Genomic DNA, 25,734 nt, shown 5'->3' on the forward strand with positions numbered 1-25,734 from the left:
ATGGCAACCACTCCCCTCGACCCGGTACGCCTGGGCCTGATTTGGCACCGCCTCGACGGCATTGTCGACCAGGTGGCCGAGACCTTCGTACGGGCCGCCTTTTCCGTGGTGGTGCGCGACAATTTCGACATGGCGTTCAGTCTGTTCGACGGACGCGGCCGGCAATTGACCCAATCGAAGCGCAGTATCCCGAGCTTCATGGGCACCCTGCCCCGCACCTTGGCGGCCGTGCTCGAGCGCTTTTCGGCCGACCAACTGGCGCCTGGCGACACCATCATCAGCAACGATCCCTGGATCGGCACAGGCCACCTCAACGACATCTCGATGCTGCACCCGATCTTCAGCACCGGGCCCGGCCGGCGCCTGGTGGCCTTCGCCGCCAGCACGGCCCACAGCGTCGACATCGGCGGAGCGCCTTCGCCCAGCGCCCACGATCGATACGAGGAAGGGCTGTGCATCCCCATCTGCAAGATCGTCGAGGGCGGCCGGGAGAGCGCCACCGTCATCGACTTCCTCAGCCAGAACCTGCGCCAGCCCGACGAGACGCTGGGCGACATCCGGGCCCAGTTCGCCGCCTACCGCGACTGCGGCGAAAAACTGCTGGCGCTGATGGAGGAAGAAGGCCTCGACAGCCTCGAGCCGGTGGCCGAAGAGATCATCGACCGTTCCGAACAAAGCATGCGCCGCGCCGTCGCCGAGCTGCCCGACGGCCGCTACCAAGACGCCTTCGAGATCGACGGTGTCGACGAAACGCTGCGCATCCAATGCGTCGTGGACATCAGCGGCGACGCCTTGGCCATCGACTTCGCCGGCACCTCGGCCCAGGTGCGCTGGCCCATCAACAGCGTCCTCAACTACACCCAGGCCTACGCCAGCTATGCCGTCAAATGCCTGCTCGATCCGGGCGCCCCCAACAATGGGGGCACCCTGGCCCCGATCAGTGTCAGCGCACCTCAGGGCTCGCTGCTCAACGCCACTTCGCCGGCGCCGGTCTGGGGGCGCCATCTTTCCGGCCACTACGTGCCGCCGGCCGTCTTCGGCGCCCTGGCGCCGCTGCTGCCGGACCGTATCGTGGCCGAATCGGGCTCGCCGCTGTGGAATGTCTATTTCAGCGGCCGAGACCACCACGACCAGGCCTTCGTCAAGATGTTCTTCATGAACGGCGGTCACGGCGCCCGGGCCAGCGGTGACGGTCCGGGATGTTTGAGCTTCCCCAGCAACGTCTCCAACCAGCCCATCGAGGCCTTCGAGCACCAGGTGCCGCTGCTGGTGACGGAAAAGTGCCTGGTGCCCGACACGGGCGGTGCCGGGCGTTGGCGCGGCGGCAACGCCCAACGCATCGGATTCCGCTCGCGCTCCGAGCACCCCGTGACCATGACCATCCGCCACGAACGAACGCGCTTTCCGCCGCGCGGCCTGCTGGGCGGCAAGGTCGGCAGCGCCGGCCGGGATCTGGTCAATGGCCAGACCATCCCAGCCAAATCGCGCACGGAGCTGCAGTTGGGCGACGAGGTGACGTTTCAGACGCCGGGCGGCGGCGGGCTTTTTGCCCCCGCCGAACGCGCCGCTGAAGACATCGCCGCTGACATCGAGAGCGGCCTGGTGAGTGCGGAGCCATGACCGCGAGCGCCTCCTGGCGGCTGGGCGTCGACATCGGCGGCACCTTCACCGACGTCGTGCTGTGGCAGGAAGGTGGCGACCGTCTGATTCAGAAAAAACTGCTGACCACGCCGGATGATCCCTCGCGGGCGGTGCTCGAAGGCGTCGAGCAAGCCTTGGCCGATGCCGGCATCGGCGGTGGGCAACTGAACTCGGTGATCCACGGCACCACCCTGGTGGCCAACGCCCTGATCGAACGCAAGGGCGTGAAGACGGCGCTGATCACCACGCGGGGCTTTCGCGACGTGCTGGAGATCGGCCGCGAGTGGCGCTACGATCTTTTCGATCTCCATATCGAAATGCCGCCACCACTGGTGCCGCGGCCTCTGCGCTTCGAGCTCAACGAACGCATCGACGCCGCAGGGCGGATCCTGGTGCCCTGCGACCAGCACGAAGTGGGCCGCATCATCGCAACGCTGCGCCAGGCCGGGGTGCGTTCGGTCGCGGTCTGCCTGCTGCACGCCTACCTCAACCCCGAGCACGAACGCGCGCTCGGCGGGAGGCTCAGGGCCGAGCTGCCCGGGGTATCGGTGTCGCTCTCGTCGGACGTCAGTCCCGAGCTCGGCGAATACGAACGCAGCTCGACGACGGCGGCCAATGCCTACGTCCATCCCCTCTTCGAGCACTACGTCGAGCGCCTGGTCGGCGCCTTGGGTGCGCTGGGTTACCGCCGCGACCTGCTGTTGGTGCTCTCCGACGGCCGCTGCGTGGCCGCCGAGGTGGCCCGACGCTACCCCGTCCGCCTGGTACAATCGGGACCGGCCGCGGGGGCCGAGGCGGCGCGCCTCTTTGGCGAGCTTTCGGCAACCCCCGACGTGCTCTGCTTCGACATGGGCGGCACCACGGCCAAGGCCTGCCTGATCAAGGACGGCCGGCCCGAACGCACGACGGAATTCGAGGTGGCCCGCGAAACCCGCTTCGCCGCGGGCAGCGGGCTGCCCTTGCAGATCCCCGCCATCGACATGATCGAGATCGGTGCCGGCGGCGGCTCCATCGCGCGGCTCGACGAACGCGGGCTGCTGCAGGTGGGGCCGGAGAGCGCCGGGGCCGATCCGGGACCGGTGTGCTACGGCCAGGGCAACCTCCGTCCCACGGTGACGGACTGCGATCTCCTGCTGGGCTACCTGGACGAAGCCTCGTTCCTGGGCGGGCGCATGGCGCTGGACCGGGCGGCGGCCGAAAGGGCGGTGGCCGAGCACCTGGCCCAGCCGCTGGGCATCGACATCTCCGAGGCGGCCTGGGGCGTGCATGAGACGGTAACCGCCAACATGGCCCAGGCCGCCACCATCCACGCCATCGAGCGCGGCCTCGACACCAGCCGCTTCAGCATGCTGCCGATCGGCGGGGCGGGACCGCTGCACGCCTGCGCCATGGCCCGCAAGATGGCCATCACCAAGCTCATCTCGCCCCCCGGGGCCGGCGTCGCCTCGGCCATCGGCATGCTGGCCTCGGCCATTTCCTTCGAGATCTCGCGGGCCGCCCCGGCGGTGCTGGCGGCGTTGGATTTCCCCCGGCTGCAGGCATTGCTCGACGACATGAACACCGGGGCCTCGGCCCTGGTGGCCGGCGCCGGCGTCGCCGCGGCAGAAGTGACTCGGCACTTCAGCGCCATGATGCGCTACGTCGGCCAGGGCTACGAGATCGAAACGCCGGTGACGGCCGATATGGTGGCGGGCGGCGATCGGCAGGCGCTGCTGGCGGCCTTTACGGCGGCCTATGATCGGCGCTACGGGCGCAGCGAGAAGATGCCGGTCGAGGTGCTGTCGTGGCGGCTGGTGGTCAGCGGACCGGACTCGCCACTGGCCCAGGCCCTGGCCCGGAAGCCGGCGGCGGCGGCGGCTGCTGCTGCTCCCGAAGCCGACGGCCGGCGCCCGGTCTGGTTCGGCCGGGGTTTCGTCGAGACGCCTGTCTATCAGCGTCGGCGGCTCGCGGCGGGGGTGCGGTTGGCCGGGCCGGCCATCGTCGAAGAGGTCGAATCGACCGTCGTCGTGCCGCCCGATTTTGCCCTCGCCGTCGATGCCGCCGCCAACCTGATCCTGACGGCTCCGCCGTGACGCTGCCGGCCGGGCAATTCGTCGAATGGCTGGCGGCGCGCCTGGCCCGGGCCGGTCTGACACGCGGCTTCGGCGTACCCGGCGGCGGCAGCAGCCTCGATCTCATGGCGGCGCTCAGGCACCAGGGCGTCGCCACCGTCGTCACGGCGCGCGAAGACGCCGCGGTGATGATGGCCGGGGTAACGGGGGCCCTGGCCGGCACACCAGGCCTGGCCTTCACGACCAAGGGGCCGGGGCTGGCCGCGGCTGCCAACGGCCTGGCCTCGGCCGCCCTCGATCGCCTGCCGGCGCTGCTGGTGACCGAGGCCTTCGAGGCCGCCGAGCTGGGCTTCCTCAGCCATCAGGTCTTCGACCAGGCCGAGCTGGTGGCGCCGCTGCTGCGCGTCGGCGGGGCCGAGGTTCTGGCCCCCGATGAAGCCTGCGTCGAGACCTGGATCGCGTCGAGCGGCCGGCCGCCGCGGCGGCCGGCGGTGGTCTTCCCCGGCGCCGCGGCGCCCGAGCGGACAGCCAGCCCGGAGCCGCCCGCAGCCGGCGATCAAGAGCGGGCCGCGGCCCTGCTCGCCGCCAGCCGCCGGCCGGTGGTCATCGTCGGTCTGGAGGCCACCTGCGCCGCCACCGCGGCCGCCTTGCGCCCCTTCGTCGAGCGGCTCGGCGCGCCCACCCTGGTCAGCTACATGGCCAAGGGTTGCCTGCCCGATGGGCACCCGCTTTACGCCGGCATCTTCACCGGCGGCGCCGTCGAAAGGCCTTGCGTCGGCGAGGCCGACCTGATCGTTCTGGTCGGCCTCGACCCCATCGAGCTGATCCGCCAGCCCTGGGCCTACCAGGCACCGGTGTTGGATCTCTGCGAGGCCGCCCATGAGCCCCACTATGTGGTGCCCGAAGTGCGGCTGACCGGTCCGCTTGACGAGAGCCTGGAAGCAATGACCGCCGGGGCGCGGCAAAGTTCCTGGACGGCGATCGAGATCGCCGGCCATCGCCAGCACTATCTGCGGGGCATGGAAATCGCCGCGGGCGGCGGCCTGAACGCCGTCGAGGTGGTCAAGGCAGCGGCCCGGGCCTTCGGCGCCAAAGCGCGGCTGGCGGTCGATGCCGGGGCCCACATGTTCTCGGCTTGCGCCTTCTGGAACTCGGCCCAGCCTCTGGACCTGCTCATCTCCAACGGCCTCGCCAGCATGGGGTTTGCTGTGCCCGCGGCCATCGCGGCGGCGCTATATGATCCCGAACGCGGCGCCCTGGCGATCACCGGCGACGGCGGCTTGATGATGTGCCTGGGCGAGCTAAAAACGGCGGCCGAGACCGGCGCCCGGATCTGCGTCGTAGTTTGCAACGACGGCCGGCTCTCGCTGATCGACATCAAGCGCGCCGGGCGCCAACTACCCGATCTCGGCCTGACCTGGCAGCCCCCCGACTTCGCCGCCGTGGCGCGCGGCTTCGGCCTGGCCGCCTGGCGCGTCGAGCAGAGCGCCGACCTGGCCTCGGCCTTCACGGCAGCCGCCGTGCACGAGGGGCCTTCACTGATCGACGTCCGCCTCGACCCCAGCGGCTACCCCGACCAGTTGCGGGCCCTCAGGGGCTAGAGTTTCGGGGACAGGGACCCTTTCGCGACGCCTCAGTCGCCGTCGGGACCGGCCGTGCCGATGGCGGCCTGGGCCGCGGCCAGGCGGGCGATGGGGACACGGTAGGGCGAGCACGAGACGTAGTCCAGTCCGGCCCGGTGGCAAAAGGCGATGGAGGCGGGATCGCCGCCGTGTTCGCCGCAGATGCCGAGCTTGAGGTCGGGCCGGGCGCCGCGGCCCCGCGCCGCGGCGATGGTCACCAGCTCGCCGACGCCGTCCTGGTCGAGGCTGACGAAGGGATCCGTGGCGATCACGCCCTGGGCCAGGTAATGCTCCAGGAAATGGGCCGAATCGTCGCGGCTGATGCCGAACGTGGTCTGCGTCAGGTCGTTGGTGCCGAAGCTGAAGAACTCCGCCGTACTCGCGATCTCGGCTGCCCTCAGGGCCGCCCGCGGCAGCTCGATCATGGTGCCCACCAGGTAGGTCGGGCGCTGGCCCCGGGCCGCTGCCACGTCCTCGGCGACGGCGTCGATCTCGGCCTTGAGGAATTCGAACTCGCGGCGGCTGGCGACCAGCGGGATCATCACCTCGGCGTTCACCGGCCGGTCCAGCTCGGCGCCGACCTCGAGTGCCGCCTCGAAAATGGCGCGGGCCTGCATGCGGTAGATCTCGGGGTATGAGATACCCAGGCGGCAGCCGCGGTGGCCGAGCATGGGATTGCTCTCCTCGAGCCGCAGCACGCGCTGGCGCAAATGCTCGAGCGTCACCCCGGCGGCCTCGGCGACGGCTGCCTTCTCCTCGTCGGTGTGCGGCAGGAACTCGTGCAGCGGCGGATCCAGCAAACGCACCGTGACCGGCAGACCGGCCATGATGCGGAAAATCTCGACAAAATCCTGGCGCTGCATGGGCAACAGCTTGTCCAGCGCCACTTGGCGCCCGGCCTCGTCCTCGGCCACGATCATCTCGCGCATGGCGACGATGCGCTCGGCCTCGAAGAACATGTGCTCGGTGCGACAGAGCCCGATGCCCTGGGCGCCGAACTCGCGCGCCGTGCGGGCATCGGCGGGCGTGTCGGCATTGCAGCGCACCTCCAGCCGGCGCACCTCGTCGGCCCATTCCATGAGGCGGTCGAAGCTGCCGCTGAGCTCGGGTTGCACCGTCGGCACACGGCCCAACATGACCTCGCCCGAGCTGCCGTCGATGGTGATGACATCACCCTTGGCCACCGTGTGGTCGCCGGCGCTCAGCGTCTGGGCCACGTAATCGACCCGGATCAGCCCGGCCCCGGAGACGCAAGCGCGGCCCATGCCCCGGGCCACCACGGCGGCGTGGCTGGTCATGCCGCCGCGCGTGGTCAGAATGCCGCGGGCGGCGTGCATGCCGTGGATGTCCTCGGGGCTGGTCTCGATGCGCACCAGGATGACGTCCTCGCCATCAGCCGCCCGGGCCTCGGCCTCGTCGGCGCTGAACACAACCTGGCCCGAGGCGGCACCGGGCGAGGCCGGCAGGCCCTTGGCCAGCACCTCACGCTCGGCCTCGGGGTCGAGCGTGGGGTGCAGCAGCTGGTCGAGCGAGGCCGGCTCGACCCGGGCCAGCGCTTGCGCCTGGCCGATCAGGCCTTCCTCGGCCATGTCGACGGCGATCTTCAGGGCGGCCGCGGCGGTGCGCTTGCCGCTGCGGGTCTGCAACATCCACAGCCGGCCGCGCTGCACCGTGAACTCGATGTCCTGCATGTCGCGGTAGTGGGCCTCGAGGGAGCGGTAGACCTCGACCAGTTCGGCGAAGACCTCGGGCATGGCTTCTTCCATCGAGGCCAGGCGCGAGCCCTCGGCCTCTCGCGCCTCCATGGTCAGGGGCTGCGGTGTGCGGCTGCCGGCGACCACGTCCTCGCCCTGGGCGTTGAGCAGGAACTCGCCGAAAAAACGCTTGTCGCCGGTCGAGGGATCGCGGGTGAAGGCGACGCCGGTGGCGCAGTCCTCGCCCATGTTGCCGAACACCATGGCCTGGACGTTGACCGCGGTACCCCAGGATTGGGGGATGTCGTTGAGCTTGCGGTAGGTCACCGCACGGCGGTTCATCCAGGAGCCGAAGACGGCATCGATGGCGCCCCAGAGCTGCAGCGTAGGGTCCTGGGGGAAGTCGGCGCCGGTGTCCTGGCGGACCTGGCGCTTGAAGATCTCGACGATGGTGCGCCAGTCCTCGGCGGTGAGCTCGGTATCCAGGGTCAGGCCACGGCCGGTCTTGTGGGTTTCCAGCAGCTCCTCGAACTGGAAGGCATCGGCGCCAAGCACCACGGCGGCATACATCTGGATGAAACGGCGGTAGGAATCGTAGGCGAAGCGAACGTCGCCGCTGGCCGCCGCCAGGCCCTCGACGGTGGCATCGTTGAGGCCCAGGTTGAGCACAGTGTCCATCATACCCGGCATCGAGGCCCGGGCGCCCGAACGCACCGAGACCAGAAGCGGCTTCTCGGCCTCGCCGAAACGGGCACCGACGCTGGCCTCGATATGACGGATGCCGGCCCTTACCTGGTCCTCGAGATCATCCGGGTAGTGGCGCTCGGCGTCGTAGAAGGCACGGCAGAGCTCGGTGGTGATGGTGAAACCGGGCGGCACCGGCAGCCCCAACCCGGCCATCTCGGCCAGATTGGCACCCTTGCCACCGAGCAGATCACGCATTTCGGCACCGCCCTCGGTGGCTTCGTTGCCGAACGTGTAGACCCACTTGCTCATGACGCTACTCAGCCCTCTATTTGCGAGAAATCAGCCAACAGCAGGAACCAAACCCTTACTTTGTCCAACAGGCGCAATCTGTTTTTTCGCAGCTCCTGGTCGTCAACGTTGACCGTGACATCATCGAAGAACTTGTCTATGGGCTGGCGCAGCGTTGCAAAGGCTTGGCAGGCGCGGCCGAAATCCTCTTCCTCCAGGGCTTCGAGAACGAGCTCCTTGACCTTGTTCAGCCGAGCCAAGAGGTCGCGTTCAGCTTGCTCGATCAGCGAATCTTCCTCTAGATCGTCGCCTTCATAGCGGCAGCCGTCCTTCTTTTCCTCAATCTCGACGATATTGTTGGCCCGGCGGTAGGCGGTCAAAAGATTGCTACCGTCGTCGCTGGCGAGAAAACCGGCCAAGGCCTCGACCCGGGCCAGCAGCCGCACCAGATCGTTTTCCCTGAGCGCGAAGGCGGCGGCGATGAGATCGTGGCGCACGCCGTCGGCGCGCAGGTGGACCTGCAGGCGGTCGGCGAAGAAGGCCATGACGATCTCGATCACCTGGCCGGCATCGGGCAGCGTATCGAGGGCGTTGGCGTATCGCGCCAATGCTTCCCCCAGCACGCCGCGCAAATCGAGCCGGATGCCGTTTTGCAGGATCAAACGAATGATTCCCAGGGCCGCCCGCCGCAACGCGAAAGGATCCTTCGAGCCGGTGGGCCGCTCATCGATGGCGAAAAAGCCGATCAGGGTGTCGACCTTGTCGGCCAGTGCGACAGCCACGCTCAGTGAATCGGTGGGGCAGGAATCGCCGGGCCCCTGCGGCGCGTAGTGCTCGCCGATGGCCTGCGCCACGTCCTCAGACTCGGGCTCCTTGACGGTGTCGCCGCTCATGGCTAACTGGTGCGCGGTCTCAGGCTGGCCACCCCGAAGGGCGTAGTATCTGCCCATTATTCCCTGCAGTTCGGGAAACTCGCCGACCATCTCGGTGCTCAGGTCAGCCTTGGCCAGCAGCCCGGCGCGAGCTGCGGCGTCCGGATCAGCGTCGCCCAATGCCTGGGCCACGAAACGGGCCAGTTCGGCAATGCGTTCGGCCTTTTGCCCCAGGCTGCCGAGACGGGCGTGGAAGACGATGTCATCGAGCGCCGCCAGGCGGCTCTCCAGCGTCACCCGACGGTCCTGGTCCCAGAAGAACTTGGCGTCGGCCAGGCGGGCCCGCAAGACGCGCTCGTTGCCGGCCACGATGGCGCTGGGGTCGGCGCTTTCGTTGTCGGCCACGAAGATGAAGCGCGCTGCCAGTTGGCCGTCGGGACCGAGCAGCGAAAAATACTTCTGGTGGGTGCGCATGGCGGTGGCCAGGACCTCCGGCGGCAAAGTCATGAAGTCGGCATCGATGCGGCCCATCATCACCACCGGCCATTCGGCCAGGCCCACGACTTCCTGCAACAATCCCTCGTGCGTCACCAGCGCCAGGCCCTCGGCACTGGCCAGCGCCGTCGCCTGTTGGCGGATCAGCGCCTGGCGTTCATTGGCATCAAGCATGACGCGGGCCGCCGCAAGCTTTTGGCGATAATCGGCCAGCGAGTCGACGCTGAAGGGAGCCGGCGCCAGAAAGCGGTGGCCGCGGCTCTCCAGGCCGGCCACGATGGGCCCGAACGAGAGCGGCACGAGACGGCCCTCGAAGAGCGCCACGATGCCGTGGATGGGCCGCACCCAGCGCACGTCGTGGCTGCCCCAGCGCATCGACTTGGGCCAGGGAAAGCCGGCCAGCGCCTGGCCCACGACCTCGGCCAGCACGTCTGCGGTGGGCCGCCCGGGACGCTCGATGACGGCGAACAGCGCCGGGCCCTTGGGCGTCTCGCGCGTCTCGAGCTGATCGCGCTCGAGCCCGGTGGCGCGCAGAAAACCGGCGATGGCCTTCTCCGGGGCGTCGGCCTTTGGGCCTTTGCGTTCCTCGCGGACGTCGGGCTGGCGCCGCGGCAGACCATAGGCGAGCAGCGCCAGGCGCCGCGGCGTGGCAAAGACAAAAACCTCGTCATAGCCGATGCCGGCCGCCTCGAGGCCGGCGGAGATCAGCCGCTCGAGGTCCTCGCCGGCGCGGCGCTGCATGCGCGACGGCACCTCCTCGGAGAGGATTTCGAGCAGGAACCGGGCCACCCGTTCAGGCCTCCCCACCGGCCAGCCAGGCTTCGCAACAGGCCTTGGCCAGGGCCCGCACGCGGCCGATGTAGGCGGCCCGTTCGGTGACGCTGATGACGCCGCGGGCCTCGAGCAAATTGAAGAGGTGGCTGGCCTTCATGCACTGGTCGTAGGCCGGCAGCGCAAGTTCGGCCGCGATCAGGTTCTCGCATTCGTTTTCGGCGTCCTCGAAATGGCGCAGCAGGACGTCCGTATTGGCGTGCTCGAAGTTGTAGGCCGAGAACTCGCGTTCGTTGCGCAGGAAAACCTCGCCATAGGTCATGCCCGCCTCGCCCTCGGCACCGTTCCAGTCGAGGTCATAGACGTTCTCGACGCCCTGGACATACATGGCCAGGCGCTCGAGGCCGTAGGTGATCTCGCCCGAGACCGGATTGCAGTCGATGCCACCGACCTGTTGGAAGTAGGTGAACTGCGACACCTCCATGCCGTCGCACCAGACCTCCCAGCCCAGCCCCCAGGCGCCCAGCGTGGGGCTTTCCCAGTCGTCCTCGACGAAACGGATGTCGTGGTGCGCCGCATCTATGCCCAGCGCGGCCAGGCTTTGCAGATAGATCTCCTGAATGTCGTCGGGAGAAGGTTTGAGGATGACCTGGAACTGGTAGTAGTGCTGCAACCGGTTGGGATTGTCGCCGTAGCGGCCGTCGCTGGGCCGGCGCGAGGGCTGCACGTAGGCCGCCTTCCAGGGCTTGGGCCCCAGCGCCCGCAAGGTCGTGGCGGGGTGGAAGGTGCCGGCGCCCACTTCCAGGTCGTAGGGCTGCAGCAAGACGCAGCCCTGGTCCGACCAGAACTCCTGCAACGTCAGTATGAGGCGCTGAAACGACGGCGCGCGGGCCTCGGAGGTCGCCATCGACGAATTTCCTTGTGGCGAATTTCCCTGTGGCGCCGGGGCGCGGGCGTCCCGGTCAATTGCGCCGGACAGTAATCGTGGCTCCAGAACCGGTCAAGGTCGGCGCCAAGAGGTGCGCATCGGGTGGCTGCGCAGGAGGCGGGAAATGCGGACAGATCACGTGTTACCTAATGCGGACATATCATCTGTTACTGACATTTCAGCACTCGCAGAATTGAAATCATCATACTTAGTGCTATAATGCTAGGTATGATAGCTGTGGCGCGGTGAGCTTGATGCGCATCTTCAAAACGAAACCCTTTGCGCGTTTTGCCGAACACGAAGGCATCGATGATGCTGCGTTATGCGATGCGATCCAGCGGGCGGAACGAGGGCTGGTCGACGCCGATCTGGGCGGCTGCGTGATTAAGCAGCGGATTGCGCGGAAGGGGCAAGGCAAGTCCGGTGGCTTCCGCTCCATTGTGCTGTTCCGCAATGGTTAAGCAGTACAAAAGTGACCCGCTGGCTTCGGTTCACGAGACGGCGCTCGGCCTGACAGAGGCAGGCGTCATGGCAAAACAGACCATGAAGGCCTTCGATGAGATGTGCTTCACTCCGGTCGAAGAACTGACGCCGGAGGAAATCCGCGACATCCGGCTACGTGAGAAGGCAAGTCAAGCGGTCTTCGCTCGCTACCTGAATGTCACCACGGGCCTTGTCAGCCAGTGGGAGCGGGGTGAGAGGCATCCCCGTGGCGCGTCCTTGAAGCTCCTGACGTTGGTCGCGAAGAAGGGGTTACAGGCGGTCGCCTAAAAGGATGAAGGAAGTTTCGGGGACAGAGACCCTTTTGGCAGAGACCCTTTCGGGAAAGCCCCAATCAATAAGGGCAGTCGGCGCGGTCGCACGAGGTGGCGCCGACGGCGGCCACGAAGATGCCGCAGACGTCGCATTCGATCATTTCCTGACTGTCGGCATCGACCCGGGCCTTGGACTTCTTGCGCCGGCCGGCGACCCGCCCCGGGCCGCGGCCCTCGCGGGCCTCGTTGCGCCGGCTTATCAGCTTGAAGCCGTACCAGACGCCGCCGATGATGACGATCAGAACCAACAGCTTGGTTAGGCCGAAACCGAACATTTTTTTCGTTCCTCTCCCGTTCGCCCTAAAGCCCGAAGCGGCCCCACAGCGCCCGGTCTTCGATGGCCGCGATGAGCTCGTCGGCCCAGCCCGCCGGCGCTCTCGCCAGGGGACGCGCCGCTCCCAGATTGCCGCGGCCCAGCAGCCTACGCAACAGCCGGCGTTCTGCCCCGATCTGGCGGAATTTCACCTCCTCGCCGAAGCGCTCACGGCAGACGCTGCGCAAATCGCCGAGGCCGTCGATCAGGCCCAGCTCGAGGGCCTGACGGCCGCTCCAGATATCGCCCGAGAAGATTTTTCGCGCGCCCCCCTTGAGGCGTTCGCCGCGGCGCTGGCGGACCAGTTCCTTGAAGCTCTCGTGGATATCCTTTTGCAACGCCGCCAGGCGCTTCACGTCGGCCGCCTTCTCCTCGCTGAAGGGGTCGAGCAGTGATTTTTTCTCGCCCGCCGTGTGCAGCCGGCGCTCGACGCCCAGTTTCTCCATAAGCCCTGTGAAACCGAAGCCGGAAAAGATCACGCCGACCGAGCCCACGATGGAATTCTCGTCGGCGAATATTTCGTCGCCGGCGCAGGCCAGCCAATAGCCGCCCGAGGCCGCCAGGTCCTCGGCAAAGGCCAAAACCGGCACCTCGTGTTCCTCGGCCAGGGCCCGGATGTGCTTGTAGATCAGGTTCGATTGCGTCGCCGCGCCGCCCGGCGAGTTGATGGCCAGCGCCATCGCGGCCAGCCGCCTGAGGCCGAAGGCGGTCTCCAGCGGCCGGGCCAGCGTGGCCAGGTCGAGGCCCTCGCGAAAGCGCCCGCCCCGGCCGATGACGCCATCAAGCCGGACCACGGCCACCACCGGACGGCGGCGCCAACGCCTGAGCGGCCACAGGGATCCGAGCGGTAGCCTGGCAACGAAGGAAGGCAACGGCATGGCATCAAAATAGGGACGGGCGCCGGGCTATGCAACCAGCGCCTGGCCGTCGCGCAGCAGCGCCTGGGCGGCCGGTGTGGCGCTGCCGTCGGCCTGGTGCAGCACCACGCCCGGGGCCAGCCTGAGCGGCGTTCTGGCACCACGGCGGGCCTGCACCACAACGCGCTTGGCGGCCTCGCCGGCCTTGGGCCAAAGCGGGATGACGACCACGGCACCGGCCCGGCCGGCCAACCCGGCCAGCACCTCGTCGAGGCGGTCGGCGCGGTGGATCACGGTGACGGAACCGCGCGCCGCCACCATGGTCAGGCAGAAACCGAGCCAGTCGGCCAGGCCGCTGGCGCCCTCGCGGTTGGCCAAGTCCTTGCCGGCATGAGGTGAGGCCGGGCCGCGTTCGGCCGCCTGGTGGGGCGGATTGGCCATGACGTGGTCGAAACCGGGATCGAGGCCAGGCGGTGGCGCCGCCAGGTCGCCACAATGGACGGCAAAGCGCGCGGCGCAGCCGTTGGCCTCGGCGTTCCGCCGCGCCAGGGCCGCCAGATCGGGCTGGATCTCGAGGCCGCTGATATGGCATTCGGGCTGGCGCAGCGCCAGACACAGCGCCGCCGTACCGACGCCGGTGCCGACATCGAGCACGCGCTGGCCGGGCGCCGCCGCCACGGCCGCGGCCAGCACGATGGGATCGATGGCGCTGCGATAGCCCTGCCTCGGCTGCCACAGCTCGAGGCGACCGTCGAGCAGGCTGTTCCGCCTGACGCCGGCCTCGACCGGGTTTTCAGTCCCCGCCATCGCCGACCCCCGCCTCGGCCATCAGGCGCCGCGCCGAAGCGGCATCGTCACGGCTTACCATGAGGCGCCGCTGAATGGCCGTGACGGAGCCCTCGAGAACCGCGGTATGGCCGTCGAACACCACCGCCGGGATGCCCTGGTCGGCCAGCAGCGCACCCAGCCACGAGAGCAAAATCGGATCGTTGGTACGCAAAAGCTCGACCATGGCGCCTCTCTGCCCCGCCGGGGCGCGTCAATAGGACGCAGCCGGAGCGGCCGCCTTGGGCTTGACCGGCCGCGAAACCGGCTTCTATGCTCGCCTCGCGCTGAAATCAGGTCAAGCGAGTGGTTTCCGTTGGCTAGTGTCATCCCCATCACCACCTCGGCCGCGCCGGAGATCCGGCCTGGCGTCGATTCGCTGCTCAATCTGGTGGCTGACGACTTGGCCCAGGTCAACAAGGTCATTGTATCCCGCATGGGAAGCCGGGTGCCGCTGATCCCCGAACTGGCGGGCTATATCGTGGCTTCGGGCGGCAAGCGGCTGCGTCCTTTGCTGACGCTGGCCAGCGCCCGGCTCTGCGAATATCCGGGCGAGCGCCACATCAAGCTGGCGGCCTGCGTCGAATTCATCCACACGGCGACGCTCTTGCACGACGACGTGGTCGACGAAAGCGATCTCAGGCGCGGCAACGCCACCGCCAACGCGATCTGGGGCAACCAACCCAGCGTGCTGGTCGGTGACTTCCTTTTCAGCCGCGCCTTCCAGCTCATGGTCGAGGACGGCTCGCTCAGGGTGCTGGGCATTCTCTCCAATGCCTCGGCCGTGATCGCCGAGGGCGAGGTCATGCAGCTGGTCACTTCGAACGACACCGAAACCAGCGAGGAGGCTTACCTCGAGGTTATCACGGCCAAGACGGCGGCGCTGTTCGCCGCCGCCTGCCGCATCGGCGCCGTGGTCGGCGAACGTCCGCCGACCGAAGAGCAGGCGCTGGATTCCTACGGCCGCAATCTCGGCATCGCCTTCCAGCTGATCGATGACGTGCTCGACTATTCGGCCCGCCAGGCGACCTTGGGCAAGACCGTCGGCGACGATTTCCGCGAGGGCAAGATCACGCTGCCGGTGCTGCTGGCCTTTCGCCGCGGCAACGAAGAGGAGCGCAGCTTCTGGCGCCGCACGCTGGAACGCCGCGATCACACGGAAGGCGATCTGCAACACGCCGTGCAGTTGCTCGAGCACCATACCGCGCTGGCCGACACCATCGAGCGCGCCCGCCACTACGGCGCCATCGCCCGCGACGCGCTGGGCATCTTCGCCGACAGCCCGGGCAAGCGGGCGCTGACCGACGTCATCGATTTCTCCATCAGCCGGGCGCATTAGCCCGCAATTCTGAATCTCTGGGAACGGCCCTTCAGGCGTGGCCGAACTCGCCTGACAAGAGCGAAAGATCGACGCCCACCGAGGCCACAGCGGCCTGCCATTTGCGCTCCAGGTCGGGCTCGAATATGAGGCGCAAGTCGGCCGGGGCGTGGAGCCAGCCGTTGGCCTGGATTTCGGCGTCGAGCTGGCCCGGCCCCCAGCCGGCGTAGCCCAGCGCCAGGATGGAGTGGCGCGGGCCCTCGCCGTTGGCGATGGCCTTGAGCACGTCGAGCGAGGCGGTCAGCGCAATGCTTTCGTCGATCACCAGAGAGGCATCCTGAAGATAGTCGCTGGAATGCAGCACGAAGCCGCGGGTCTGCTCCACCGGGCCGCCAAAATGGACCTGGATGCGCTGCTCCAGCGTCGGCGCCTTGATGCCCAGCTGTTCCAAAAGATCGGGGAAAGTGATGTTGTCCAGCACCTTGTTGATGACCAGCCCCATGGCGCCCTGGGCGGAGTGGGCGCACATGTAGATCACCGTGCGCTGGAAGCGGCTATCGCCCATCGTGGGCATGGCCACCAGCAACTGGCCGGGAAGATATCCATCCTCGCTCATGGCGCCTCGCAACCGCGGTCAGGACCGTATCCGTCGATCGACGAACCCTAGCATATCTGGCCAATCCTTAACATCCGCTGTATCTCTAGATATGGATTCGCGGGGAACAGATTGCCATCGGAAATTCGCGGCGTTTTTCGGCCTGCTGGGGCTGCTGCTGTGCGGCGGCGGGCCGGCGTTGGCCAAGGCGACGCCCTGGATCAGCGTCGATATGGCCCAGATTCGTCTGCTCAGCGCCGGCCCGGCGGTGGCCGGGCGAAGCATCCTCGACTTCGGCTTCCAGATCCGCCTGGAGAGCGGCTGGAAGACCTACTGGCGCACGCCGGGCGCTGCCGGCATCCCGCTCAGGGTGAGCTGGGCGGGATCGCGGAACCTGACCCGGGCCGAACTCGGCTGGCCGGCTCCCAAGCGTTTTTCCCAGGCCGGCATCGCCAGCTTCGGCTATGCCGGCGAGGTGGTGCTGCCGATCCGCGTCGAGCTCCAGCGGCCCGGCGCCGGGCTCGGTCTGCGGGCCCAGGTCAGCTATGCCGTCTGCCGCGAGATCTGCGTGCCCCTGGAGGCAACGCTGGTGCTCGACCTGCCAGCCCGGGCCGGCGGCGACAGGGTGGCCGGAGCCTCAGAGGTCCACCGGCGGCTGATCGAACGCTTCCAGGCACGCCTGCCGGGGGACACCGGCCTGGCCATCGAGGGGGCCGAGCTGCAGGCCGGCAAGCCGCCCGTGCTGGCCGTCTCGGTACGCTCGCAAGGGGCCCTGAAAAAACCCGACCTTTTCGTCGAGGGAGCGCCCGCCTACGCCTTCGGACCGCCGGCACTGGAGCGGCTGGGGCCCAACCGGGGCATCCTGCGCCTCACCGTCGAGCCCGACCTGGGCGCCCTCCCCTTTGCCGGCGGGCGCCTCACCTTGACCCTGGTCGACGGCCCCCGGGCGCTCGAGAAAAGCCTTTTCGTGGCACCCTGAACCGGCACTGGACAACGGGCGCGATCGGCGTATCTCAGTAATCTCTGTGAAGAGTTGAACGCCACACGCACTTATCTGGGAAGGACCAAGGGTATGACGATCAAGGTGGGGGACAGGATTCCCGAGGCCACGCTGGCGGTGATGCGGGATGGCGGACCGGCGCCGGTCAAAAGCCGCGAGCTCTTTGCCGCCAAATTGGTGGTGATGTTCGGGCTGCCCGGTGCCTTCACGCCGACCTGTTCGGCCCAGCACCTGCCCGGCTTCGTGAGCCACGCCGCGGCGCTGAAAGCCAAGGGCGTCGACACCATCGTCTGCCACGCCGTCAACGACGTCTTCGTCATGGCGGCCTGGGGCAAGGAGCAGAACGTCGGCGACGACGTGGTCATGCTGGCCGACGGCTCGGCCGCGCTCACCCAGGCCATGGGCATCGAGCTCGATCTTGTGGAGCGCGGCCTGGGCCGGCGTTGCCGGCGCTATTCGCTGATCGCCGAGGACAGCGTGGTCAGCGTCCTCAATATCGAGGAAGGCGGTGCCTTCGAGGTCTCCAGCGCGGAAAAAATCCTCGAGCAGCTATAGGTTTTTTGCCGCTAGGGCGCCTTCGCGGGCGAGGGCGTCGGCGCGTTCGTTGCCGGCATCGCCGGCGTGGCCCTTGACCCAGCGCCAGTCGATCCGGTGCTCGCCCAGCGCCGCCTCCAGGCGCTGCCAGAGATCGGCGTTCTTGACCGGCTTCTTGGCCGCCGTGCGCCAGCCGTTCTGGCGCCAGCGCCCGATCCATTCGGTGATGCCGCTGCGCACATAGGTGCTGTCGGTATGGAGCCGCACCCGGCAGGGCCGTTTGAGGCTTTCCAGGGCCTGGATGGCGGCCATCAGTTCCATGCGGTTGTTGGTGGTTTCGGGCTCGCCGCCCGAAAGCTCGCGTTCGTGCCCCTGGTAAAGCAGCAGCGCCCCCCAGCCGCCCGGCCCCGGGTTTCCCGAGCAGGCCCCGTCGGTGTAGATCTCGACTAGATTGCCCACGGTCGCCATTCCAGACCATAGGCGGCGGGGCCGCGCACGCTCTGGTGAAAGCGCAGCTTCTGCAGGTATTCCAGCGGGTCCTTGGGTTTCACCAGGGCGCCCTCGACGTGGTTGAGCCAGTCGTAGAGCCGGGTCAACAGAAAGCGCAGCGCGGCGCCGCGGGTCAGCAGGGGCAGGGCCTCGAGCTCGGCCTCGGAAAAGGGCCGACGGCGGCGGTAGGCGGCCAGCATCAGCCGCGCCTTGGTGACGTTGAACTGGCGGTCGGGCTCGAAGCACCAGGCGTTGAGCAAAATCGCCAGCTCGTAGGCGAAGCTGTCGTTGCAGGCGAAATAGAAATCAATCAGCCCCGACAGCTGGTTGGTCAAAAAGAAAACGTTGTCGGGAAAGAGGTCGGCGTGGATAACCCCGGCCGGCAGATCCCTGGGCCAGTCCCTTTCCAGCACCTCGAGCTCGGCGGCGATCTCCTCGGCCAGACCCGGCGCCACCTCGTCGGCGCGCCCGGCGCAGCTTTCGAAGAGCGGCCGCCAGGCCGCCACCGAGAGCGCGTTGGGCCGGCTCAGGGCGAAATCGCTGCCGGCGATATGCAAGCGTGCCACGGCATCTCCGAGCTGGCCGCACTGGTCGGGTCGCGGCCGGCGCGGCCAGACACCGTTGAGAAAGCTGACGATGGCGGCGGGCCGTCCTGCGAGCTCGCGCAGGGCCTCGCCGTCGCGACCCACCAGCGGCGTCGGACAAGGTACTCCGCGCCCCGCCAGATGCTCCATCAGGCCCAGGAAGAAAGGTAGATCGGCCGGTTCGACGCGCTTTTCGTAGAGCGTCAGGATGTAGTTGCCGGTCTCGGTCTGCAGCAGGTAGTTGGAGTTCTCGATACCCTCGGCGATGCCCTTGCACGAGACCACCCGGGCGATGTCGTACTGGGCCACGAAAGCCTCCAGCTCCTCGTCGGAAACCTCGGTGTAGACGGCCATGGCTCAGGCCGTGAGGGCCAGGGGGAGCTTGAAGCGGACGTCCTCGCGGACCGCCTCGAGGAGCTCGACGCTGACCTCGAAACGCTGGCCCAGCACCGCCAGCAACTCCTCGACCAGGTGTTCGGGAGCCGAGGCACCGGCGCTGAGGGCCAGCGTCGCAGCACCATCGAGCAACGCCCAGTCGAGATCGGCGGCACTTTCCACCAGTTCGGCCCGGGGGCAGCCGTGGCGCCTCGCCATCTCCACCAGGCGCAGCGAATTCGACGAGTTGGGGGCACCTACCACCAGGCAGACGTCGGCCCGCGCCGCCGCCTGCCGCACGGCTTGCTGGCGGTTGGTGGTGGCGTAGCAGATGTCCTCCTTGGTCGGCGCCTGGATACCCGGAAAGCGGCGCTCCAGCACGGCGATGATCTCGGCCGCATCGTCCACCGACAGCGTCGTCTGGGTCAGGTATGCCAAGTCCGCCGAGCCCGGCACCAGGCTTTCGGCCGCCGCCACGTTTTCAACCAGCAGCACGGCACCATTGGGCAACTGGCCCATGGTGCCGATCACCTCGGGATGGCCGGCGTGACCGATGAGCAGACACTGACGTCCGGCTCCATGGTGGGCCTCGGCCTCGCGGTGGACCTTGGAGACCAGCGGGCAGGTGGCGTCGAGCCATTCCAAACCACGCCGCGCCGCCTCGGCCGGCACCGTCTTGGCCACGCCGTGGGCAGAGAATATCACCACGGCACCATCGGGCACCTCGTCAAGCTGGTCGACGAAGACCGCGCCTTTTTGCTCGAGCCCGGCCACCACGGTGCGGTTGTGCACGATCTCGTGGCGCACGTAGACGGGGGCGCCCCGGCGCTCCAGCGCCGCCTCGACGATCTGGATGGCCCGGTCGACGCCGGCACAAAAGCCGCGGGGGCTGGCAAGCAATACGGTGAGTGGCGCTTTGGGCATGGCGATCGAACCCGGGGAACTGAGGCAGCATTCTAGCCCGCATTTCTCACCGGGTCATGGCCTGCGTCGCCCCCAGGTGATGCGATCCGAAAGGAAAAGACCGAAGAGCGTAGTGGGACTACGCGCTTCGGTCTTTTGCCAAAGCGGACGCGCGGCTGGGGGCGACCCTTCGGGCGCCGCTGTCGCACCGACAGGGTGTGTCACGCTGCTTGCCCGATGTCCCACATCGCGCGGCGCAGCCAAAGGTCCCTGGGCCTACCCTGTCGGCGCGACAGCGACGCGCAGGCCGTAACCCGGTGAGAAATGCGGGCTAGGCCCGGATTTCTCACCGGGTCATGGCCCGCGCTGGCTTTCCTTGCGTGGCGTCCGGGGCTCACATACAGTCCCCGGGAGCAAAGGGCGAAGCGACGGGCGCCAGCCTCGAGAAGCGAAAGGAAAGGGCATGCTGAGGCCGCACCGGGGGGTGTTTGCCGCGCCGCTGTTGGCGCTGCTGCTGGCCGGCTGCGGCCCGGACGGGCTGCTCTCCAAGCAGACCAACATCCCCTGCCCCGCCATCATGCTGCTGGGCGAGGCCGAACGGCTGACCCAGTTCAAGGAAGGTGATGGCCGCGACCTGATCGACGTGCGCTACGAGGCGACGATCTCCAACCTGGTACTGCAGTGCGTCTTCAAGGAGGGCCGGGTCGAGGTTGTCGCCAGCTTCGATCTGGTGGCCACGCGGGGCCCGGCGGCTCGCGGCCGGGTCGGTGAGTTCCCCTTTTTCGTCGCCGTCACCGGCCCCGAAGGCGGCGTCATGGCCAAGGAGGTCTTTTCCAGCCGCCTCGAATTCGGCTCCAACCGCCGGCGCACCGGCGTGGTCGAGCAGATCGAGGAAATCATCCCCCTGGCCAAAGGCCAGAAAGCCGAGGATTTCGAGGTGCTGATCGGTTTCCAACTCGCCCCCGACCAGCTCGAATACAACCGCCGCCGCCGCGGCCGCTAAGCCGTGCGGCGGCCAAGCCGCACGGCGGCCCGCGCGGCGGGAATTTCGCAAGATTGATCCTGGCCACCCGGCCGTCTATCATCACCAACATCGCGCGGCACCTCCGGTGCCTCGTGACCAGACAGATGAGGCCTGCGGGAGAGATCGGTTCGCCGGCGCCGAAGGAGCAACCGCCCCGGAAACTCTCAGGCAAAAGGACCGCAGGCGGATGGCACTCTGGAGAGCGGGCGCCGGCTTCGACCCGGCGCCCCACCGAAGGGGTAAACCGGCAGGCGGCATATGCGGCGGCTGGCTAATCTCTCAGGTCCCGGACAGAGGGGGCTAAGGTCGCGTTCCGGCAACGAGTATTGTCGACAGCGCCTTGGCGTAACCTTGGGTCGGAGGGACCGGTGAGCGAGAACCCACAAAAGACGGCGCTCCATGACCTGCACCTCGAGCTGGGTGCCCGCATGGTGCCCTTCGCCGGCTATTTGATGCCGGTCCAGTACCCCGCCAGCATCCTCACCGAGCACCGCCAGACACGCGCCAGCGCCGGGCTTTTCGACGTCTCCCACATGGGCCAGATCGTGCTGCCCGGGCCGCTCGCCCCAGCGGCAGCGGCGCTGGAGCGCCTGGTGCCGGGCGACATCGCCGGCCTGGTGCCGGGCGGCCAGCGCTATACCCTGCTGACCAACGAGGCCGGCGGCGTGCGCGACGACCTGATGGTGACGAATGCCGGCGATCATCTCTTTCTGATCGTCAACGCCGCCTGCAAGGAAGCCGACGTGGCCCATCTCAGGGCCCATCTCGACGGCCTGGGCGGCCCGCTGGAGGTGCTCGAGGATCGCGGCCTGCTGGCGCTGCAGGGCCCGGCCGCCGCCACCGTGCTGGCCCGCCACGGGGCGGTTGGCGGGATGACCTTCATGACGGCGGCGATGATGGAGATCGCCGGCCTGGCCTGCCGCGTCTCACGATCGGGCTACAGCGGCGAGGACGGCTTCGAGATCTCGCTGGCCAACCGGGATCTCGAGACCTTGGCGCGCCTGCTGCTGGCCGAGCCCGAGGTCGAGGCCATCGGCCTGGGGGCCCGCGACACGCTGAGGCTGGAAGCCGGGCTCTGCCTCTATGGCCACGAACTCGACGCCGAGACGACGCCGATCGAGGCCGGGCTGGCCTGGACCATCGCCAAACGCCGGCGGCGCGATGGCGGCTTTCCCGGAGCCCGGGTGATCCTCGATCAGTTGGCCCAGGGACCGGCGCGCCGCCGCGTCGGCCTCTGCCCCGAGGGCTGCGCCCTGGCCCGCGAAGGGGCCGAGGTGGTGGCCGGGGGTGACGTCGTCGGCCGGGTTACCAGCGGCGGCTTCGGGGCCAGCGTCAATGGACCCATCGCTATGGCAAGCGTCGCCGCTGAGCGGGCCGAAGTGGGCAGCGAACTCGGCCTGATGGTGCGCGGCAAAAGCCAGCCGGCCCGGGTGGTGGCGCTGCCCTTCGTGCCGCACCGCTACGTCAAGACTTGAAGAGTTTGCAATCGGAAAGGTTCGATCATGTCTGAGACCCGATACAGCGTGGACCACGAGTGGATCAGCCTGAACGGCGATATCGGTACCGTCGGCGTCAGCAACTACGCCCAGGAACAGCTCGGCGACATCGTCTTCGTCGATCTTCCCGCCCCCGGCACCCGCTTCGCCAAGGGCGACGAGGCGGCGGTGGTCGAATCGGTCAAGGCGGCCAGTGAGATATACGCCCCGGCGGCCGGCGAGGTAACGGCGGTCAACCAGGCCCTGGCCGACGATCCCAGCAAGGTCAACGCCTCGGCCGAGGCTGAGGGCTGGTTCTTCCAATTCCGCCTCGATGACGCCGACGAGCTCGAAGGCCTGATGGACGGCGCCGCCTACGCCACCTACGTCGACAGCCTCGACTGATGCGCTACCTGCCGCTGACGCCAGCCGACCGGGCCGCCATGCTGGAGCGCGCGGGCGCCGCCTCGGTCGACGAGTTGTTTGCCGACGTGCCGCCGGCGGCACGGCTCGAAGGCTTGCTCGACTTGCCCGCCGGCCAGGGCGAGATGGCCGTCGAACGGACGCTCACGACGCTGGCGGCGCAAAACCGGGCGAGCGACAGCCTGGCTGCTTTCATCGGCGCCGGCGCCTACCGCCATCACCTGCCGGCCAGCGTCGATCACCTCATCCAACGCAGCGAATTCCTCACCGCCTACACGCCCTACCAGCCCGAGGTCAGCCAGGGCACGCTGCAGTTCCTCTTCGAATTCCAGACCCAGGTGGCGCTGCTCAGCGGCCTCGAGGTGGCCAACGCCTCGCTCTACGACGGCTCGACGGCGACCACCGAGGCCATCCTGATGGCCGGCCGTGTGACCCGGCGCCGCCGCGCCGTGATCTCGGGCGGGCTGCACCCCCACTATCGCGCCGTGGCCCAGACGGCCAGCCAGTTCATCGACCTCGAGCTCGACCTGGCCCCGCCCGAGCCGCGCGCCGACGAGGACCTGGCGGCCAGGATCGACGGCGATACCGCCTGCGTCGTGGTGCAGTATCCCGATTTCTTCGGCCGCATCGGCGACCTGGCGCCGCTGGCCGCGGCCTGCCACGAGGGGGGCGCGCTGCTGCTGGTGGTGGTAACCGAGGCCGTCTCGTTCGGGGCGCTCAGATCGCCGGGCGAGATGGGCGTCGACATCGTCGCCGCCGAGGGCCAGTCGCTGGGCAACCCGCTGGGCTTCGGCGGGCCCTATCTGGGATTGCTGGCGGTGCGCCAAAAGTACGTCCGCCAGATGCCCGGGCGCCTGGTCGGCGAAAGCCTCGACGCCGACGGCCTGCGGGCCTTCACGCTGACCCTGGCAACGCGCGAGCAGCACATCCGGCGCGACAAGGCGACCAGCAACATCTGCACCAATTCGGGCCTTTGCGCGCTGGCTTTCTGCATCCACCTGACGCTGCTCGGCGAGGACGGACTGAGGCGGCTGGCGCGCCTCAACCACGCCACGGCGGTGCACCTGGCCGAGCGGCTGGCCGGGGTGCCCGGGTTGGCGCTGGTGAACGATCGCTTCTTCAACGAGTTCACCATCGACCTGGGGCGGCCGGCCAGCCCGGTGGTCGAGGCCTTGGCGGAACGCGGCATTCTGGCCGGGGTGGCGCTTTCACGCCTCTATCCCGAGCGGGAAAGCCTGGCCAACCTGGCCGTGGTGGCGGCCACCGAAACCAACACGGCGGACGAGATCGAGGCCTTGGCCGGGGCCCTGGCGGAGGAGTTGTCATGACCGCCGGCCGCCGCCGCGCCTTGGACCACGAGGAGCCCTTGATCTTCGAACTCGGCGCGCCGGGACGCACGGGCGTCGACCTCGCGGAACCAGAGCCCTTCAACGACCGTCTCGGCGATCTCGGGCGCAGCCGCGAGATCGGCCTGCCCGGCCTTTCCGAGCCCCAGGTGGTGCGCCATTTCGTCAGGCTTTCGCGGCACAATTATTCCATCGATGCCGGGCTCTACCCGCTGGGCTCGTGCACCATGAAGCACAACCCCCGGCTCAACGAAAAACTGGCCCGGCTGCCCGGCTTCGCCGAGCTGCATCCGCTGCAGCCGGCCGCCACCACCCAGGGCGCGCTGGCCCTGATCGCTGCCGTCGGCCACTGGCTCAAGGTCATCACCGGCCTTCCCGGCATCGCCATGTCGCCGGCCGCCGGGGCCCATGGCGAGCTCTGCGGCCTGATGACCATCCGCCGCGCCCTCGAGGCCCGGGGCGACGGCCGGGCCCGGGTGCTGGTGCCCGATTCGGCCCACGGCACCAATCCCGCCACCGCCGCCATGTGCGGCTATGCCATCGATGCCGTGCCCGGCAACGACCGCGGCCGCATCGACGTGGCGGCGCTCAAGGCCAAACTGGGCGACGACGTGGCGGCCGTGATGCTGACCAATCCCAACACCTGCGGCCTCTTCGAGGACCAGGTGCTGGAGGTGGCCGAGGCCATCCACGGGGCCGGCGGCTTTTTCTATTGCGACGGCGCCAACCTCAACGCCATCATGGGCCGGGTGCGGCCCGGCGACCTCGGTGTCGACGCCATGCACATCAATTTGCACAAGACCTTCTCGACGCCCCACGGCGGTGGCGGCCCGGGCGCCGGACCGGTGGTGCTATCCCAGGCCCTGGTGCCCTTTGCGCCGCTGCCTTGGGTGGTGGAGGACGGCGAGGGCTATGCGCTCCGCGAACACGCCACCGACGAGGCCGCCCAGTCGCTGGGCCGCATGCGCGCTTTCCACGGCCAGATGGGCATGTTCGTGCGGGCTTATGCCTACATGCTCAGCCTGGGCGCCGAGGGCCTGCGCCAGGTCTCCGAGGACGCCGTGCTGGCCGCCAACTACCTGCAAGCCGAGCTCGACGGCGACCTCACGCCCTCGTTCCCCGGGCCCTGCATGCACGAGGTGCTGTTTGATGAGCGATTCCTGAAAGACACCGGCGTCACCACCCTGGATTACGCCAAGGCCCTGATCGACGAGGGCTTCCATCCCATGACGATCTATTTTCCCCTGGTGGTGCACGGCGCGCTTCTCACCGAACCCACCGAAAGCGAAAGCAAGGAAAGCCTCGACCAGTTCATCGCCGCCATGCGCCGCCTGGCCCAGCGCGCCAAGTCGGGCGACGTCGACTTTTTTCAGCAAGCCCCCCGCCATGCCCCCCGCCGCCGCATCGACGAGACCCAGGCGGCCCGCCACCCGGTGCTGCGCTGGCGCCCGCCCGGGCCGGACCAGGCGGCGGAGTAGGCGCCACGGGCGCGGTTTTCTTGTGCCATTCCCGCGTCGATTGCGGCTGCCGCCCCCACAAGGGGGGAGGGCAGGGAGGGGGTGTTTTTTTCGCCTTGCGGCCGCCAGCCCGAAATCGGTTCAGTGCGCGCTTTTGCCCAGTTCGCGGATGGCGTCGTCGATGATGGTGTCGGCGGTTTGCTGGTCTAGAGCATTTCAAGATTGCATTGAATCGGATGTGCTGATTCACTGGTGTCTCCACATGATGTTGTGTTCGTATCAAAGGAGGCTACCAGATGGGGTGCAGTCATCCTCTCGCTCTTCGGTCTCGGATCATCGCTGCGGTGCAGGC

At 68.3% G+C, this 25,734-nt stretch carries 23 protein-coding genes, 1 pseudogene and 2 riboswitches; of the genes and pseudogenes, 13 read left to right on the forward strand and 11 right to left on the reverse strand.

Annotated elements, in window-relative coordinates; all coding sequences use genetic code 11:
- Genes QGG75_15230 through QGG75_15240 form a run of 3 tightly spaced genes read left to right on the forward strand, consistent with a single transcriptional unit; the run spans position 1 to position 5,293 of the window.
- Positions 1-1,620: a hydantoinase B/oxoprolinase family protein gene (locus QGG75_15230; GenBank protein MDP6068586.1), complete on the forward strand. Its 1,620-nt coding sequence runs from the start codon at positions 1-3 to the stop codon at positions 1,618-1,620.
- Entirely contained in the window at positions 1,617-3,713 is a 2,097-nt protein-coding gene (locus QGG75_15235; GenBank protein MDP6068587.1) for a hydantoinase/oxoprolinase family protein, read from the forward strand. The genes QGG75_15230 and QGG75_15235 overlap by 4 nt, the downstream gene beginning before the upstream one ends.
- Positions 3,710-5,293, forward strand: coding sequence for a thiamine pyrophosphate-dependent enzyme (locus tag QGG75_15240; protein MDP6068588.1), 1,584 nt, complete (start codon positions 3,710-3,712; stop codon positions 5,291-5,293). The genes QGG75_15235 and QGG75_15240 overlap by 4 nt, the downstream gene beginning before the upstream one ends.
- Before the next feature lie 32 nt (positions 5,294-5,325).
- Here QGG75_15240 and ppdK read toward each other — a convergent pair whose 3' ends face one another.
- The 3 genes from ppdK to QGG75_15255 are packed head-to-tail and all read right to left on the reverse strand — an operon-like array spanning position 5,326 to position 11,028.
- The gene (gene ppdK, locus QGG75_15245) at positions 5,326-8,004 is read right to left on the reverse strand and encodes a pyruvate, phosphate dikinase (GenBank protein MDP6068589.1); all 2,679 of its coding nucleotides are present in this window, start codon (positions 8,002-8,004) and stop codon (positions 5,326-5,328) included.
- Positions 8,005-8,012: 8 nt separating this feature from the next.
- Positions 8,013-10,139 (reverse strand): glycine--tRNA ligase subunit beta, encoded by a 2,127-nt coding sequence (glyS, locus tag QGG75_15250; protein ID MDP6068590.1) that lies wholly within the window; start codon positions 10,137-10,139, stop codon positions 8,013-8,015.
- 4 nt (positions 10,140-10,143) lie between these two features.
- Positions 10,144-11,028, reverse strand: coding sequence for a glycine--tRNA ligase subunit alpha (locus tag QGG75_15255; protein MDP6068591.1), 885 nt, complete (start codon positions 11,026-11,028; stop codon positions 10,144-10,146).
- 275 nt (positions 11,029-11,303) lie between these two features.
- Between QGG75_15255 and QGG75_15260 the strand changes: the two are divergent.
- Positions 11,304-11,501 (forward strand): annotated as a pseudogene (locus QGG75_15260) (type II toxin-antitoxin system RelE/ParE family toxin).
- A gap of 1 nt (position 11,502) precedes the next feature.
- Complete coding sequence (locus tag QGG75_15265; protein MDP6068592.1) at positions 11,503-11,820, forward strand: DNA-binding transcriptional regulator; 318 nt, start codon at positions 11,503-11,505, stop codon at positions 11,818-11,820.
- Between the two features lie 64 nt (positions 11,821-11,884).
- Here QGG75_15265 and QGG75_15270 read toward each other — a convergent pair whose 3' ends face one another.
- From QGG75_15270 to QGG75_15285, 4 genes are read right to left on the reverse strand one after another with little or no spacing between them, the layout of a single operon-like run.
- Positions 11,885-12,139, reverse strand: a complete 255-nt coding sequence (locus QGG75_15270) for a hypothetical protein (protein ID MDP6068593.1) — start codon at positions 12,137-12,139, stop codon at positions 11,885-11,887.
- Positions 12,140-12,164: 25 nt separating this feature from the next.
- On the reverse strand, positions 12,165-13,055 hold the full coding sequence (locus QGG75_15275) for a S49 family peptidase (protein MDP6068594.1): 891 nt from the start codon (positions 13,053-13,055) through the stop codon (positions 12,165-12,167).
- A 27-nt stretch (positions 13,056-13,082) separates the two neighbouring features.
- Complete coding sequence (locus tag QGG75_15280) at positions 13,083-13,841, reverse strand: methyltransferase (protein MDP6068595.1); 759 nt, start codon at positions 13,839-13,841, stop codon at positions 13,083-13,085.
- Positions 13,828-14,046: a DUF2007 domain-containing protein gene (locus QGG75_15285; GenBank protein MDP6068596.1), complete on the reverse strand. Its 219-nt coding sequence runs from the start codon at positions 14,044-14,046 to the stop codon at positions 13,828-13,830. The genes QGG75_15280 and QGG75_15285 overlap by 14 nt, the downstream gene beginning before the upstream one ends.
- 129 nt (positions 14,047-14,175) lie before the next feature.
- Between QGG75_15285 and QGG75_15290 the strand changes: the two genes are divergently transcribed.
- Entirely contained in the window at positions 14,176-15,198 is a 1,023-nt protein-coding gene (locus QGG75_15290; protein ID MDP6068597.1) for a polyprenyl synthetase family protein, read from the forward strand.
- 31 nt (positions 15,199-15,229) lie between these two features.
- Here the strand turns inward: QGG75_15290 and QGG75_15295 are convergent, their stop codons facing one another.
- Positions 15,230-15,793, reverse strand: a complete 564-nt coding sequence (locus QGG75_15295) for a YqgE/AlgH family protein (GenBank protein MDP6068598.1) — start codon at positions 15,791-15,793, stop codon at positions 15,230-15,232.
- A 91-nt stretch (positions 15,794-15,884) separates the two neighbouring features.
- Between QGG75_15295 and QGG75_15300 the strand changes: the two genes are divergently transcribed.
- Positions 15,885-16,751 (forward strand): protein-disulfide reductase DsbD family protein, encoded by an 867-nt coding sequence (locus tag QGG75_15300; GenBank protein ID MDP6068599.1) that lies wholly within the window; start codon positions 15,885-15,887, stop codon positions 16,749-16,751.
- Positions 16,752-16,844: 93 nt separating this feature from the next.
- A complete protein-coding gene (locus QGG75_15305; protein MDP6068600.1) occupies positions 16,845-17,327 on the forward strand; it encodes a peroxiredoxin in 483 nt (160 codons plus the stop codon).
- Here the strand turns inward: QGG75_15305 and rnhA are convergent.
- The 3 genes from rnhA to ispH are packed head-to-tail and all read right to left on the reverse strand — an operon-like array spanning position 17,322 to position 19,678.
- Positions 17,322-17,774, reverse strand: coding sequence for a ribonuclease HI (rnhA, locus tag QGG75_15310; GenBank protein ID MDP6068601.1), 453 nt, complete (start codon positions 17,772-17,774; stop codon positions 17,322-17,324). The two genes, QGG75_15305 and rnhA, sit on opposite strands and share 6 nt — an antisense overlap.
- A complete protein-coding gene (locus QGG75_15315) occupies positions 17,753-18,733 on the reverse strand; it encodes a homoserine kinase (GenBank protein ID MDP6068602.1) in 981 nt (326 codons plus the stop codon). The genes rnhA and QGG75_15315 overlap by 22 nt, the downstream gene beginning before the upstream one ends.
- 3 nt (positions 18,734-18,736) lie before the next feature.
- The gene (gene ispH / locus QGG75_15320; GenBank protein MDP6068603.1) at positions 18,737-19,678 is read right to left on the reverse strand and encodes a 4-hydroxy-3-methylbut-2-enyl diphosphate reductase; all 942 of its coding nucleotides are present in this window, start codon (positions 19,676-19,678) and stop codon (positions 18,737-18,739) included.
- Between the two features lie 442 nt (positions 19,679-20,120).
- Here ispH and QGG75_15325 point away from each other — a divergent pair, with 442 nt between their 5' ends.
- From QGG75_15325 to gcvPB, 5 genes are all read left to right on the forward strand, one after another.
- Positions 20,121-20,660, forward strand: a complete 540-nt coding sequence (locus QGG75_15325; GenBank protein MDP6068604.1) for a hypothetical protein — start codon at positions 20,121-20,123, stop codon at positions 20,658-20,660.
- Positions 20,661-20,785: 125 nt separating this feature from the next.
- Positions 20,786-20,871: riboswitch (glycine riboswitch) on the forward strand.
- 1 nt (position 20,872) lies between these two features.
- Positions 20,873-20,979, forward strand: a riboswitch (glycine riboswitch).
- 70 nt (positions 20,980-21,049) lie between these two features.
- Positions 21,050-22,156 carry a glycine cleavage system aminomethyltransferase GcvT gene (gene gcvT, locus QGG75_15330; GenBank protein MDP6068605.1) on the forward strand — a complete coding sequence of 369 codons (1,107 nt, stop codon included), beginning with the start codon at positions 21,050-21,052 and terminating at the stop codon, positions 22,154-22,156.
- Between the two features lie 27 nt (positions 22,157-22,183).
- On the forward strand, positions 22,184-22,561 hold the full coding sequence (gene gcvH, locus QGG75_15335; protein MDP6068606.1) for a glycine cleavage system protein GcvH: 378 nt from the start codon (positions 22,184-22,186) through the stop codon (positions 22,559-22,561).
- Entirely contained in the window at positions 22,561-23,907 is a 1,347-nt protein-coding gene (gene gcvPA / locus QGG75_15340) for an aminomethyl-transferring glycine dehydrogenase subunit GcvPA (GenBank protein ID MDP6068607.1), read from the forward strand. The genes gcvH and gcvPA overlap by 1 nt, the downstream gene beginning before the upstream one ends.
- Complete coding sequence (gcvPB, locus tag QGG75_15345) at positions 23,904-25,403, forward strand: aminomethyl-transferring glycine dehydrogenase subunit GcvPB (GenBank protein MDP6068608.1); 1,500 nt, start codon at positions 23,904-23,906, stop codon at positions 25,401-25,403. The genes gcvPA and gcvPB overlap by 4 nt, the downstream gene beginning before the upstream one ends.
- Positions 25,404-25,734: the final 331 nt, after the last annotated feature.

It is taken from the genome of Alphaproteobacteria bacterium (assembly GCA_030740435.1).
GTDB lineage: Bacteria > Pseudomonadota > Alphaproteobacteria > UBA2966 > UBA2966.